This is a genomic window from Neobacillus vireti, assembly GCF_036962465.1.
GTDB classification, from domain to species: domain Bacteria; phylum Bacillota; class Bacilli; order Bacillales; family Cytobacillaceae; genus Neobacillus; species Neobacillus vireti_B.
Genome location: NZ_JBALNF010000030.1, coordinates 167,548 through 182,657, shown reverse-complemented (window position 1 = coordinate 182,657; position 15,110 = coordinate 167,548). Strand labels below are relative to the sequence as shown.

At 39.1% G+C, this 15,110-nt stretch carries 12 protein-coding genes; all 12 read left to right on the top strand.

Annotated elements, in window-relative coordinates:
* Window positions 1-154: 154 nt before the first annotated feature.
* The 12 genes from V7077_RS13760 to V7077_RS13705 all read left to right on the top strand — a co-directional run bounded on the left by V7077_RS13760 (window position 155) and on the right by V7077_RS13705 (window position 15,087).
* On the top strand, window positions 155-760 hold the full coding sequence (locus tag V7077_RS13760) for a YesL family protein (RefSeq protein ID WP_335502436.1): 606 nt from the start codon (window positions 155-157) through the stop codon (window positions 758-760).
* Between the two features lie 387 nt (window positions 761-1,147).
* The gene (locus tag V7077_RS13755; RefSeq protein WP_335502434.1) at window positions 1,148-2,167 is read left to right on the top strand and encodes a LacI family DNA-binding transcriptional regulator; all 1,020 of its coding nucleotides are present in this window, start codon (window positions 1,148-1,150) and stop codon (window positions 2,165-2,167) included.
* A 68-nt stretch (window positions 2,168-2,235) separates the two neighbouring features.
* On the top strand, window positions 2,236-3,153 hold the full coding sequence (locus V7077_RS13750) for a carbohydrate ABC transporter permease (protein WP_335502432.1): 918 nt from the start codon (window positions 2,236-2,238) through the stop codon (window positions 3,151-3,153).
* A 55-nt stretch (window positions 3,154-3,208) separates the two neighbouring features.
* Window positions 3,209-4,102 (top strand): carbohydrate ABC transporter permease, encoded by an 894-nt coding sequence (locus tag V7077_RS13745; RefSeq protein WP_335502430.1) that lies wholly within the window; start codon window positions 3,209-3,211, stop codon window positions 4,100-4,102.
* 212 nt (window positions 4,103-4,314) lie between these two features.
* Window positions 4,315-5,598, top strand: coding sequence for an ABC transporter substrate-binding protein (locus V7077_RS13740; protein ID WP_335502428.1), 1,284 nt, complete (start codon window positions 4,315-4,317; stop codon window positions 5,596-5,598).
* 101 nt (window positions 5,599-5,699) lie between these two features.
* Window positions 5,700-6,956, top strand: coding sequence for an amidohydrolase family protein (locus V7077_RS13735; RefSeq protein ID WP_335502426.1), 1,257 nt, complete (start codon window positions 5,700-5,702; stop codon window positions 6,954-6,956).
* A 5-nt stretch (window positions 6,957-6,961) separates the two neighbouring features.
* Window positions 6,962-8,998: a hypothetical protein gene (locus V7077_RS13730; protein WP_335502425.1), complete on the top strand. Its 2,037-nt coding sequence runs from the start codon at window positions 6,962-6,964 to the stop codon at window positions 8,996-8,998.
* 90 nt (window positions 8,999-9,088) lie between these two features.
* Entirely contained in the window at window positions 9,089-9,748 is a 660-nt protein-coding gene (locus V7077_RS13725) for an aspartate/glutamate racemase family protein (RefSeq protein WP_335502423.1), read from the top strand.
* 23 nt (window positions 9,749-9,771) lie between these two features.
* Window positions 9,772-10,689, top strand: coding sequence for a class II fructose-bisphosphate aldolase (locus V7077_RS13720; RefSeq protein WP_335502421.1), 918 nt, complete (start codon window positions 9,772-9,774; stop codon window positions 10,687-10,689).
* 29 nt (window positions 10,690-10,718) lie between these two features.
* Window positions 10,719-13,145 (top strand): alpha-mannosidase, encoded by a 2,427-nt coding sequence (locus V7077_RS13715; protein WP_335502420.1) that lies wholly within the window; start codon window positions 10,719-10,721, stop codon window positions 13,143-13,145.
* Window positions 13,146-13,147: 2 nt separating this feature from the next.
* Window positions 13,148-13,819, top strand: a complete 672-nt coding sequence (locus tag V7077_RS13710) for a class II aldolase/adducin family protein (protein WP_335502418.1) — start codon at window positions 13,148-13,150, stop codon at window positions 13,817-13,819.
* The gene (locus V7077_RS13705) at window positions 13,816-15,087 is read left to right on the top strand and encodes a four-carbon acid sugar kinase family protein (RefSeq protein ID WP_335502416.1); all 1,272 of its coding nucleotides are present in this window, start codon (window positions 13,816-13,818) and stop codon (window positions 15,085-15,087) included. Before V7077_RS13710 ends, V7077_RS13705 begins: the two co-directional genes overlap by 4 nt.
* Window positions 15,088-15,110 lie beyond the last annotated feature (23 nt).

Genomic DNA, 15,110 nt, shown 5'->3' with positions numbered 1-15,110 from the left:
AACAAGTGCTGATAACATTTGTAAAAAATCTAAGGTAATGAGAATATGAAAGTATCCATTCGGTAGTCATTGGTTAGGCTGATGGGGGGAATAAGTGGGAGGTTATATATCAATCGAATGCTAGCAAATTTACTGCTAGAGAGGAGGATGATGAATGAGGAGAAAAGGGTTTAGCGGTTTTATCTATATGATCACTGAACTGGTGATGCAATTTGCCTACCTCCAACTATTATGGATTGCCTTTACTTTGGTGGGACTGGGGTTACTAGGAATTTTCCCCTCAACGGCGGCTATGTTTTCTGTTGTTCGCAAGTGGATAATAGGTGAAGAGGACATACCCGTTTTTAAAACGTTTTGGCAAACCTATAAAACAGAATTTGTTAGAGTAAACGGACTCGGGTTGATTTTGTCTGCCATTGGGTGGTTATTATATGTTGATTACCATTTCTTTACCTTTGGTATATCAATGGGCAATTCTATATTAAAAATAGTGACCCTATTAATCATTTACTTATTTAGTACCACATGTATTTACTTTTTTCCGATTTTCGTTCATTTTCGTTATCGCTTTTTCGATTATTTCAAGTACAGCTTCCTATATAGTGTCTCCACACCGCTAAAAACTGCTGGTATATTTATTATTTCCTATATCATTTATTTTCTTTTAATGAAGGTGCCTGTGCTGTTTCTGTTTTTTAGTGGAAGTGTCATTAGCTATATGTGGATGTGGTATGTATACCAAACGATTCGTAAAATATAGATGAGGTAATTCTGCGAAATAGGTTGCGAAATATGTAAAAATTCGTTTGACAAAAGTGGGCCAAGGTATTACTATTTGATTATACAGAAAACTTTCTTCTCCAAAATGGGAACGTTCCCATTTTGGGGTTCTAATTGAATTCTTTGTTAATCTGTTATTACGGTTGATAGGAAGCGATCATAAAATTTTTTGTGATAATGTAAACGTTTACTGGTTCATATTTGTATTAATTAGTCATATAAACTGAAATCCACATCAATAACAGTTAAAAAAAGGAATATTGGACTATTTACATAGGTCCCTAGGTTTAAAAGTGGTTGTAAATTTTTTTGAGTTATAGTGGGAACGTTCCTAATTTAAAAGAATAAAGAAAAAGGAGGTATGGCAGTGAGTCCAACGATTAAGGATGTTGCCAAACTGGCCAATACATCGAAAAGTACGGTTTCACGTTATTTAAATGGTCTGCCAGTAAAAAAAGCAACAGAAGAAGCGCTCAAAAAGGCGATTAAAGAATTAAACTATCATCGTAATGAAAATGCGAGGAGATTAGTTGTAAGCAAAACACAAACGATTGGAATTGTGGTCGATAGTATTTCCAATATGTTTTATCCGATGATTTTTAAAGGAATTGAAGATATTGCCAAGGAAAAGGGGTTCAATTGTGTATTTTATAGCATGTCTTCTAACAAATCTAAGGAATCTCATTTCCAAAATATATTTTTTGAGGGACATGTAGATGGAATTATAATGGTTAGTTTTACAAAAAGGGATAAACAGGATCTGTTGGACATAGCCGAAGCAAGTATTCCGGTTGTCGTCTTCGGTGATTCTGCCGGAGTGAATGATTTAATATCAGTCGATGTAGATAACTATTATGGTATTTCAGAACTTGTTAAATACTTACATAGAATTGGTCATCGGAAAATTGCTTATATTTCTGGACCCTCTGGTGAAGCTGCAACGGATCAACGGTTAGCGGGTTATCTTGAGACAATGAAACAATTGGAATTAGATGTGGATCCAAATGGAATCGTTCCAACGAATTGGTCCAACGAACAAGGATATAGCGCCATGAATCATTTGATGACTGTTGGTGATTTCACAGCTGTAGTTGCTTCGAACGATGAAACAGCAATCGGGGCATTAAGAGCGGTTCAAGAGCGCGGTTATAATGTTCCAGCGGATATATCGATTACCGGTTTTGATGATATAACACTAGCAAGCTGGACATATCCACCCTTGACTACGGTGAAACAACCCTTCTTGGATATGGGGAAAAAGGCAGCAATAGAATTATTTAAAAGAATGGATGAGGGGGAGGACTACACTCCTGAACGTCATTTATTAAAACCGCAACTTATTATTCGAGATTCATGCAGAAAATTAGTGACGTCAGTCCACAACTAGGGGTATCAAGAGAAAATCGATCAATTTGTTTAAACAGATTGATTGATTTTATACATAGCAAGTAATCGATGGAACAAAAAAGTATAAAAGGCTGTGAGTATATGAGGAATTCATCTATTAACAAATCGCAATATGGTTTCTATTTTGTACTCCCATTTTTCGTCACATTTCTTGTTTTTGGGTTAACTCCGATTATTTATTCTCTCTATCTGAGTTTTACCAAATGGGACGGTTTCTCAGATCCAACTTTCGTAGGGTTTGCAAATTATGCGCGTTTACTTCACGATACTTTTTTTTACAAGGCAATCGGGAACACGTTAATTATTTGGGTCCTTTCGATTGTTCCGCAATTGGTACTAGCACTAGCATTAGCGATGATTCTTAATGAAAAGTTTATTCGCGGAAAGCATTTCTTTCGAGCGGTTTACTATTTTCCGCATATCGTGACACCAGTCACACTTGGCGTCCTGTTCAGCTTAATGTTCGACTGGCAGACGGGAAGTGTTAATAAGTTTTTGATGGGTCTCGGTATTATTGATGATCCAGTGAACTGGTTGAATAGCCCTTGGTTATCAAGGCTTATTGTAGCGCTCGTAATTATGTGGCAATACTTTGGCTTTAATATGTTAGTATTTATTGCTGGACTTCAGTCCATATCACCAGAATTGTATGAAGCTGCCGCAGTTGACGGGGCTACACGTTGGAAAGTGGCTACAAAAATTACTTTGCCACTATTAAAGCCTGTCTTGTTATTTACCTTTATTACGTCGATTATCGGTGGACTTCAGTTATTTGATGCCCCATTAATGCTGGGAAATGGTCCTAATAATTCAACATTGACCATGGTTATGTATTTATACCAAACAGCTTTCAAAAATTTTGATTACAGTTATGGTGCCGCAATCGCCTATGCCATCTTTATCATCATTTTAATCTTCTCCGTGATTTCTATGAAGTTTTCAAAGATGAATAAGGTTGAACAATAAAAAAGCGATTCACTATACAGCGGAGACTTTCAGAATTAAATGAAAGGAGATCATTATGAAAGCGGATACTAGTTTAGCAGCCAAAAGCATTTCATTAAGTGATAGTAAACCGAGGAAAGAGAGAAATATGAAAAAGTTATTAGTTAAATTTTCTGTGTATTTTTTCCTTATTTTAGTCGCATTCACCTGTTTGTTGCCCTTTTATAGCATGATGGTCACTTCATCCCACACGAATTCAGAGATTGCTAGGAAGTTACTATTGATGCCAGGGAAAGAGTTTATGAATAACTATAATCGCTTAATCGATACGGTGCCGATATGGAGAGGTTTTGCTAATAGTTTGTTTATAACGATTACTTCAACGGCATTAAACTTATATTTTTCAGCTCTGGCAGGTTATGGATTCTCAAAATATAACTACAAGGGCAAGAACATTCTGTTCTTAGCTGTTTTGGGAACGATGATGATTCCAGGGCAATTAGGAATTATCGGGTTCTTTAAGCTGATGGATACCTTTCATATGTTAAATACTTATTGGCCAATCATTCTGCCATCGATTTCAAACGCTTTTGGGATCTTTTTTATGAAACAAATGTGCGATTCTAGTATTCCGAATGAAATTTTGGAATCGGGAAGAATCGATGGATGCGGGGAGCTTAAGATTTTCCATCGTTTAGTACTGCCGTTATTAATGCCAGCAGTGGCCACATTAGGGATTTTTTCCTTCATTGGAAAGTGGAACGATTTCTTAACCCCGATGATTATTCTATTTGACAATGAATTGCAACCGCTGCCAGTTATGATAGCGAGTGTTAAGTCTCAGTTCTCTACTGACTTTGGCGCCATGTATGTTGGAATTGTTATTTCAGTCATTCCGGTGTTAATCTTTTTCTCGATCGTTTCGAAGAAGATTATTAGCGGTGTGACGGCAGGTGCTTTAAAGGGTTAAGAATAATAAATGGCTTGGTGGAGGTGATGACAAGGAAAAACATCATTTCAAGAAAAATTCCTCAGTGAAGAAGTACATACTCTCCACTGAAGCAAAGCTTAACTTAACAATCTGGATTAAGTGTTAAAGAATTGACGGTCTTAGCCACTTAATAGATTGATAAGAAAAAACAATGATTTTAATTATACCAAAAAAAGGGGCTGTATATCTATATGAAAAAATGGCTTTCCATCCTATTTACTGCTGTCCTTGTTCTATCATTATTTTCTGGCTGTTCAAAAAACGATGAAACGGCATCTGGAAGTACTAATAAAAGTAATAACAATAAAGTTGAAGGTAAGTTAACCATTTGGACTTTCTTTGGTCAAGTAAAAGATATGGCCGCCCAATTTGAGAAGAAATATCCAGATGCTAAAGTGGAAGTGAAAGTGTTCCCTGGTGATCAATATCAAACAAAGCTTTTAAACGTACTGCAAACAGGCAAAGATGTGCCGGATATTTTTGACTTAGAAAGAGGCTATATTGACAAGTTTATCAATTCTAAATATGCAGCCAACCTCTCGGATATGGGTGCGGAAGATCTTGTGAAAGATTATGTCCCTTATGTACAAGCATTAGGAAGAGATACGAAGGGTGATTTGAAAGCGATTTCTGATCATTCTTCACCAGGCGCTTTCTGGTATATCAGAGAAAATGCAAAAAAATACTTAGGAACAGATGACCCGGAAAAAATCAGTGAAATGGTTGATTCTTATGACAAAATTATTGAGCTAGGAAAAAAAGTAAATAAAGACAGTAATGGAAAAGTGCATTTAATTTCCCACTTTGGCGATGTCTATAACCTCGAAGCCTATAATACGAAGCCGTGGGTAAAAGATGGAAAGTTAACAATCGATCCTGCTTGGAAGAAAAACTATGAAATTCAAAAAGAAATTTTCAATAATAATGTTGATGCAAAGTTGGAATTCTTCTCAGCTGGCTGGGGCAATGCCATTAATGACGGAAGTGTTGTTTTAACTGCTATGCCTGCATGGGCTGGCTTCATGGTTGATAACAAAGATAATAAAGCGAATGGAAAATTTGGCGTAGCAAAAACGCCAAAAGGTTTTTATATGGGAGGTACCTACCGCTCCATCTATGAACAATCACCTAATAAAGATTTAGCTTATAAATTTATCGAGTTTATCGCCAGCAAAGAATGGCAGCAGCATAATTTGGAAGCTACCGGAAACATGCCAGGACTATTAACTGTCTACAAAGACAACTTAGAAACCTTCAAATCGCCAATGTTTGGTGATCAAAATATCCTAAAGCCTTACTACGAAACAGTTAAGGATATCCCTGCATATAAGCCTGACAAATATGGTGAAGAAGTATTGAGTAAATGGAGAAAAGTTGCAGGGCAAGGGATAAAAGACAATGCGGATATTAAAGAAGTGATTAAGGACTTTAAGAAAGAAGTAAAAAACACATTCCCAGAACTTAAAGTAGATTAATTAGTAGTTGGTTGTTGGAAGAGGATGACTTAAAACTGAAATCCCCCCCTCAAGTGGGGGGGATGCTGATAGTCATCCTTATCATTGGAAGGGGTAGTACGATGAGCAGTATACATGAAGAACTTAATAAAATTCGCATCATTGATGGTCATGAACACATCGACCCAAAAGAAATTCGAAAAAAGAATAGAGTGGATTTTTTTGGCCTCCTCCACTATTTAGACTCGGACTTAATTACGGCTGGAATGAAACGCGGGATTTTAAGCCCGAACTCTAAATTAAGTGTGGAAGAGAAGGCTGAACAATTTTTGACTTTTTATCATAAAACGAAGAATACCACCTACGCCAGAACATTAAAAACGGCGGTGCATGATTTATACGGAATGGATGATTGGTCTGTTAACGGCATACTATCGTTAAATGAAAAAGTTTTAGCAGCAACGAACGATGAACAATGGTATACGAAAGTGTTAAAAGAGAAGGCGGGAATTGACGTAGCTTTTACACTAGCATATACAACCAATGTTGATTTTTCCCTTTTCCGTCCTATCATGTTTTTGGACTATGCCTATAAATTGAGAAACCTTAAGGATGTTCAGATCATTGAAAGAGACTCTGGGAGGACAGTACATACTTTCCAAGATTATCTTCAAGCTGTAGATGCCTTATTATATAAATTTGTTTCCGAGGGAATGATTGCTACTAAATTAGGTCATGCCTATTGGAGAACATTAAAAACGTCGAAGCCCACATTTTTTGAGGCCGAACAATGCTTTAATCGCCTGCTTTCCTCTATTATAGATGCACCGATGTCACAGCAAGAATCGGCTGTTTTACAAGATTACTTGATTCATCATATTATCCAAAGCTCCATTAATTATGAATTACCAATACAGATTCATACTGGTCATCATGAGACCAGTGTTTCAGGTAATGGAAATATCATTACTAACTCGAACGTATCTGATTTAGTTCCACTGTTAGCTGCATATCCTGAAGCTAATTTTGTTCTGCTCCATTGCGGTATCCCATACCATCAAGAATATTTGAGTATTGTTAAGAATTACCCGAATGTTTATGCGGATTTTACTTGGGTGTATGTGATTTCCCCTACCATTGCCAAACAAATTTTGCACCAAATGATTGAAATGGTTCCTCAAAATAAAATTTTCGGTTTTGGCGGTGATTATAATTTTGTCGAAGGGGCTTATGCACATCAGAAGCTTGCACGAAAAATTGTTGGCGATGTTTTAGTAGAAAAAGTACAAGACAGAATATTAACGGAAAAAGAAGCGGTAGAGTTTGCCGGTCGGATTTTTAGAGAAAATCTTTTAGAACTTTACAAAATAAAGGTGTGATTCCATTGGCAACATGTATCAAGGTAAAGAAGGATGAGACGAAACAATCGGAGCTTCAGGTCTACTCCTCGGAACGAAAGAGCGATCATGCCTTTCTTCGGCTAGATTCACTTCTCGAAATCTATAACTCTGAAAATGTTGTCGAGAAAATCAACATTGATGTGGTGAAGGAAGAAGCGGGGTGTTTCTATGTATCAGGAACAGGAGATTTTTTCTCGGTTCAATCTGAATGGAAGTATGTAAAAACAGGATGCGGCTTTATTCAAGTAGATCTAACTGTTTGTTATAAACAGGGAGCTGTAGGGGATTTTGGATTACAGTTTAACGCTGATTTAATGGGGAGCGGAAGGCCAACCTGGATGATCCCTGGGGCTTTTTATAAAGAGAATCGTTTTGAACATAATACACGGAAATATCCAAGGTACGATTACCGGGGGGGCAGTCATGAAGAGATGGTCTCGGACCATTGGTCATTCCGTTCCGATCGAGCCGCACTTCCAGCTATCTTTGCCTGGAATGAAGAAATGTGCGGTGCCCTTTGTGTTGAGGAAATGTCTGAACTAGGGCTAACCGGAATTGGTTTTCGAGGAAATGTGTCATCTACCTCTATCTGGGTTAATTTCCCGTATAAGGAGGAGCCAGTAACGTTTGTTGGAGAAGCCATTCCAAAGCCAAAGGATCTATCATTATATACCTTTCAACCAGGTGAAACCGTCCATCTACAATTAAAAATCTATACGGCATCCCCGGATTTACATTCGTATGATCCATTTGTTCGTGAGATGTATCAGCTTCATCAACAAGAGTATCCTTTAAATCCTTGGATGGGTCTAGAGGAAGCAGCAGAATTAACCGCACATGGCTTATATCGTTGGCATTACATGCCTGAACATCGAATTCTTGCTGAAACAGCTGCCTTCGACCGTGAATTTAATAATAATGTGAAGGGAATGGGAGACCGCCCTCATATGCATGTTGGCTGGGTCAGCGGCGTGCCTTATGCTTATGCATTGCTAACTTACGGAAGAAAAAATGGCATCCAAGAGTATGTTGATGCTGCCATCGATGTAATCGATAATGTGGCGTCAGCAATTGCTCCTAGTGGTACGTTTTGGGCATCATGGGTACTTGGAAAGGGCTGGGGAACTGGTTGGAATCCAAAAAATACGTGGCTTCAAGCGAGAACTATTGCAGAAGCAGCCTTGTTTTTGATACGTGCACTTCGGTCTGAAAAGCAGTTGGGAATTCATCATCCTGAGTGGGAAAAAGCCGTCCAATCCAATTTAAACTTTGCTGTGGATCATCAATGTATGGATGGGAATTTTGGCTCCTATTATCATTGTGAAACTGGCGATGTAGAGGAATGGGATGGAGCAGGCGGCATTTTGTGGATTGCTTCATTATTGGAAGGAAGCGGCTATTTTGATAATGACCGCTATCGTTCAGCAGCAGAAAAGGCTGGTCATTATTATGAACGTTTCGTATTAGACGAATATATTTATGGGGCTCCAGAAGATGTTCATTTAACACCAACATCAGAAGATGCTTATAATGCCGTTGTCGCCTATGTCCTACTCTATGAAAATAATAAAAATGAAAAGTGGCTGGAGCTCGCCAAACAGTCAGCTGATTGGTTAATGACATTCCGGTGGACCTATAATCTCGCATTTCCGGAGAAGACCTTTTTGCATCAATATGATTTTCGCTCACGAGGTGCTGACCAGGCTTCCCCTTCCAATCAGCATTTACATAATTATGGACTATTTTGTGTTCCAGAGATGCTCCGGCTATGGAAATATACCGATGACCCATATTACCTGGATCGGACACGGGATCATATTGCTTGTTTCTTGCAATTTATTGCTAGAGAAGATGGCGATTTTAATGCTTACAAAGGAATGGTTACCGAGCGTTTTTATAATACGAATTGTTTCCAGCCGAAAGGGATGATGTTAACGCTATCTCATTCCTGGTGTGTGGGGCTCATGCTTTATGCTGCTCAAGAGGCATTACCATTTAACAGTGTCTTGCAGCTTTCTTAAATGAAAATTTAATTAACCATCACGGGGTTCCATGATGGTTAATTTTATTTATTGAAGCATTTCATCACCTAAAAAAGGAGGAAGTCTTGTATGAAAAAGAAACTAGCGATTATTCATACCACCCCCGTCACGATTGAGCCGTTAAAGGGTTTAGCAGCAAGGATAATCGGAGATTGCGAGATTATTAATTTAGTTGACGATTCCATCCTGCCTCAATTAAGTCAAAATGGGGGAAACATCCTAGAAATAGCTGAGCGATGGGGAAATTACGCGAAAAGCGCAGAACAACTAGGGGCCGATTGTATTTTAAATGCCTGCTCATCCATTGGTGAACTTGTTAAGTACATACAGCCGGAGGTAGCAACACCAATCGTTCGGATTGATGATGCGATGGCTGAATTCGCGGTTAACTCAGGGGAGAGGATTGGGGTAGCGGCAACATTGGAAACGACTCTTAGACCTACTTTAGAACTTTTAAAGCAAAAGGCTAAGGAGCGAAAGAAACAGGTTGAGTTTGAACCGATTCTAATTGAGTCTGCCTATCAAAAATTACTCGCAAACGATAAAGAGGGACATGATTCTGATTTATCAGCGGCGTTAAAAAAGTTGGCTGAAAAAGTGGAGATAGTAGTGCTAGCACAGGCCTCTATGGCTAGAGTTGTTTCTACCTTTTCTCCTGAGGAACAATGCCGTTTTGTAACGAGTCCCGAATTAGGAATGGAAGCCGTAAAACAAATTTTATATAAATAAAAAAAGTAGAAAGAAGGATTTTCATGAATCGTATTAAATCATCCAACGTCATCTCATTAACCGCGGCACTCGAGATGAGCGAAATATTTCAATATGCTACAGGCTCATTTTCACCTCGCTATACAGCTATGATTGCACCTGTATTAAAAGCGGGACAAAAAACAGCTTCACCTCTAATTGTTCAGATTTCACAAAAAGAGTTGGAACGTTATGGAATTACCCCCTTTGAATTCGCAGACGAGTTTTATAAGCAGGTTGAAGCACTAGCGATAACTGTTCCTGTTGTTCTACATCTGGACCATACAAAAGAGCTTCAGGTAATTAAGGATGCAATCGAGGCAGGCTTCACATCGGTGATGATTGACGCTTCAGAAAAACCATTTGAAGAGAATGTTAACATCACAAAAGAAGTTGTCGAATATGCCCATTCCAAAGGAGTCTCTGTTGAAGCTGAACTTGGCATGATTGGTACAACTGATTTTATTGAAACGGATAAAGATGAAGAATTATACACCGACCCTGTTGAAGCAGCTGATTTTGTCAAACAGACTGGGGTGGATGCATTAGCGGTTTCGTGCGGCACCGCCCATGGAGTGTACATGGTTCGTGAGCCAAAGGTTGATTACGGCCGATTAACTGCTATTCGTGAATTAACCCCTGTACATCTTGTTCTTCACGGCGGGTCTGGAGTACCCAGTGAAATGATGCAAAAGGCTTTTCAATTGCCAAACGGCGGTGTAAGTAAAGTCAATATTGCCACAGACCTTGAGCTTGCTTTCTTAGGTGCCATTAATCGTGAAGAAAGAATGTCAAATGCGGAGTGTAAATTGCTGCCTGCTGAGGAGCTGCTAGAAGGACAAAACGCTGTTGAAGAAACAGTTGTAGAAAAAATAACTGAATTTTTACTAAGTAATAACAAAGCAAGTCATTTTAAACTTTAATACAACGTAATACGGAGGGGACTTTAAAAATGAAGGATAAAACATTCCATATGATAGGTAATGCTCATTTAGATCCAGTTTGGCTTTGGCAATGGCAAGAGGGATTCCAGGAAACAAAAGCTACATTCAGGTCGGCGTTGGACCGAATGAAAGAATATGACGACTTTATTTTTACATCAAGTTCCGCAGCGATGTATGAATGGGTAGAAGAGAATGACCCTGACATGTTTGCTGAAATTAAAGAGCGCGTGAAAGAAGGACGCTGGCGCATTGTTGGCGGCTGGTGGATTCAGCCTGATTGCAATATTCCGAATGGAGAATCGTTTGTCCGTCAAGGGCTCTATGGTCAGCGGTATTTTCGAGAAAAACTGGGTGTGACTGCAAAGGTTGGCTACAATGTCGACAGCTTTGGCCATCACGGTATGCTTCCACAAATACTGAAGAAAAGCGGAATGGATGGTTATGTGTTCATGAGGCCAATGCCAAATGAAAAAGGGCTTCCAAGCAGACTATTTTGGTGGGAATCTGATGATGGTTCACGAGTGCTGGCATTCCGCATCATGTATGAGTATCTTTCATGGGGCAAGGAATTACAAAGATATGTGGATAGATGTAAAGGTGAGTTTAAAGGCAGCGTTGATGAGTTAATGCTCTTTTATGGAGTTGGCAACCATGGAGGCGGTCCGACGAAGGAAAATATCGAAAGCATTTATCAACTTAATGAAGATCCTAATCTGCCAAATCTGGTTTTCTCCACACCTGAAACGTATATTGAAAAAATGAAAAATACTAGTGATTTACCGGTTGTTCATGATGATCTGCAGCACCATGCGAGTGGCTGCTATGCTGCTCATTCCGGTATCAAACATTACAATCGGAAAGCAGAAAATATGCTCCTGACCGCTGAAAAGTATTCAGCCCTTGCTTTCTGGTTAACAGGACAGCCATACCCGCTGGAATTTAACAGGGCTTGGAAGGATGTTTTATTTAATCAGTTCCATGATATTTTAGCTGGAACGAGTATTGAGTCAGCTTATGAAGACGCGCGTAATTTATACGGAGAAGCATTGGCGATTGCTGATCGGGCCTTGAATAATGCCGTACAATCCATTTCATGGAAAATAGATATTGAACAAGATGAGAGAATGAGACCGATTGTCGTTTTTAATCCACATGCCTGGGAAAGCAAGGTAAATGTAGAAATTGAAATTGGCGGTTTAAAGCCGACTTCCGTATTACTGGACGACCTGGGGAATGCTGTTCCTTTCCAAACTGTCCAATCACAAGCCACAGCTGGGGGCCGTTACCGTTTAAACTTTTTGGCTGAGCTGCCAGCAATGGGATACCGCGTATATAAACTATATACCGAGTTAAGCAGCGTTAAAGCAAACTTCGCTCCAATTAATGCCAGTCAGTATTCGATGGAAAATAATCGCTTTAAAATTGAATTTGACGCTGAAACAGGTTGGATTTCCAGCCTTTATGATAAAAAGGCAGGACATGAAGTATTTATAGGACCTGCAGCAAAACCGGTTGTAATCCATGATAAATCGGATACATGGAGCCATGATACACTGCACTTTAATGATATAGCCGGACATTTCAAAGCATCAAAAGTCTCTCTTGTCGAGCACGGTCCAGTTAAATCAGTCATCCGGGTGAAAAGTGAATATGACCGTTCCATCTTAATACAAGACTTTACTATGTATCAGGAAAAAGACCAAATTGATGTAAAGGTAACCGTTGATTGGCGTGAAAACTTTAAGATGCTAAAGCTTGTATTTCCGATTAATGCCATCTTTAGAAAACAGACATATGAAATTCCTTATGGAACCATTGAGCGTGAGCATAATGGGGAAGAAGAGCCGGGGCAAAGCTGGGTGGATGTTACAGGGATTAGACCAAATCATGAAGGTGTATATGGTTTAAGTCTATTAAATGACGCGAAATATAGCTACAGCATACACAATAAAGAACTTTCTCTAACAGTGTTACGGAGCCCAATTTATGCTCATCATGACCCACTTGTTCCAGAGGATGATGGAGAGTATACCTTTATTGACCAAGGAATACAGAGGTTTGAGTATTCATTACTTCCCCACGAAGGAAGCTGGGAACAAGCGGAAACTCCAAAAAGAGCAGCGGAACTTAATTGTAAACCGATCTCGATTATTGAAACGTTCCATACAGGATCCCTGCCACAAACCGATTCTTATGTGAAAGTAACAGCAGAAAATGTTCTTGTAAGTGCGATTAAAAAAGCAGAAGACAATGAAGATTTGATTATTCGCTTGTTCGAAACAAGTAAACTAAAGACCGAAACTGAAATCCATTTACCGAAATTTAATCGATCCTTCAAGGCTGCGTTTGGGCCTTCAGAAATTAAAACTTTCCGTATTCCAAAAGATGGGGACAAACCTGTTACGGAAACTAATTTGATTGAATGGGATGAGTAAACATGGTCATAGTGGAAAAAAATCAAGAATTAAAAAAACAACTACAAGAAACCGGAAAATATATGATGCAATATGAACTTGCATGGGGAAATTCAGGAAATATCAGTGCCAGAACCGAGGAAAATTCCTTTCTTATTACAGCAAGCGGGACGTATTTAGGCGATTTGGATATAGAAGATTTTGCGGAGTGCTCTTTAGAAACAAAAGAGAAGATTCATATAGGAAAAAAACCATCCAAAGAAGTCCCGATGCATCAAGCAATCTATGAAACCCGTCCTGAAATTGGTGCTGTATTACATGCATCACCATTATATAGTACGCTCATTGCTTCTTCTAACGTTGATATTCCTTCGGATTGGTTTGTTGAAAGCATGTATTATTTAGAACGGATTGAACGGGTAGCTTATGCACATCCTGGTTCCAGTGAACTTGGGGAACTCGTTAGAGAAAAAGCCACAAAAGCAAACATATTATTATTGGAGAATCATGGCGTTCTTGTTTATGATACCTCTTTAAAAGAAGCGAAAATGGCGCTTCAAACTTTAGAAATGGCTTGTCGTATGCTATTAATTTCCATAGAGGCAGGAGTCGAAGTTCAATGGCTTTCCAAGAGCGTGGTAGATAGCTTTCTAAATGAATCAGGTTATAAGCCACGAAGGAGATGGGAACGTTGATCGGAATCATTGCTGATGATATCACAGGTGCAAATGATATTGGGATCATGTTTGCAAAAGCAGATTGGCAGACAGAAGTTTACCCACATCCAATAAACACAAAAATGGGAACGTTCCTACCCAGTGCTTTAGTCGTTGACACTAACTCTCGCCTAGATTCGTATAAAGAGGCCTATCATAAGGTTTTTACGAGTACTAAAAGTTTACAGTCACTTGGAATTAATCAATTTTTCAATAAGACATGTTCTGTTTTCCGTGGAAATATCGGAGCAGAATTCGATGCGATGCTGGATGCGCTTGAAGCAGAATTCGCAGTGATTGTTCTTGGTTTCCCAAAAAACGGCAGAATTACATTGAATGGGCTTCATTATGTCCATGGTAAAAGATTGGCAGAGTCTGAGTTTCGCTTTGATCCTGTCCACCCAATGGACAACTCGGACTTGACCGCCATTTTGCAGGCACAAACAAAAAGAAAAGTAGCCTCTATTAATATCGAAGTGGTTGAACAAGGAAGCGAAAAACTAAAACAAGAAATCGATAAAATGCGCACTCAATGTAATTATTTAATTTTGGATGTAAAAGATCAGTCATCCTTAAAAACGATTGCCCATGCGATAAAAGAAGAAAAAATTATTTGCGGGGCATCAGGTATTGCGGAAGAATTAGCGGTTGAAATGAATAAAGGGGAACAGCGCACCTGGTCCAATACCGTTCCTAAATTAGAGACCGGAGTATTGTGTGCTGCTGGAAGTTTAATGCCGCAAACCTATCATCAGGTAGAAGAAATGAAACGGCGCGACCTTCCGGTTTTTGAAATGAATACGAAACTATTATTTTCTGAACAAAAAAGTGCCCATCTAGAGCAGCTTGTCACGAACCTTGTTACTTTGTTAAAACAGGGCAAGGATGTGCTTGTTCATTCTTCCAACCAACCTGAGATTGTCACGGAAACAAAACAAATCGGCGCCGGTTTAGGCTTTTCAAAGACAACCATTTCAAGGATCGTATCAGAGTCTCTCGCGTTTGTCGTGGACGAAACGTGTAAAAGAACGAACGTTAATCGCTTGTTATTGGCAGGCGGTGAAACATCGGCATCGGTATGCAGCAAGCTTGGCATTGAAGGCCTTACCGTCTGGCAAGAAATTGAACCAGGTCTTCCATCGTGTATTAGCTTAAATGAGCCGGCACGGATGCTTGTCTTGAAGTCAGGAAGCTTTGGCAGCAGGGATTTCTTTGCAAAGGCGATTCATCACCTCAAAGAATATTAAACTAAAATTTTAGTAGGGGGTCT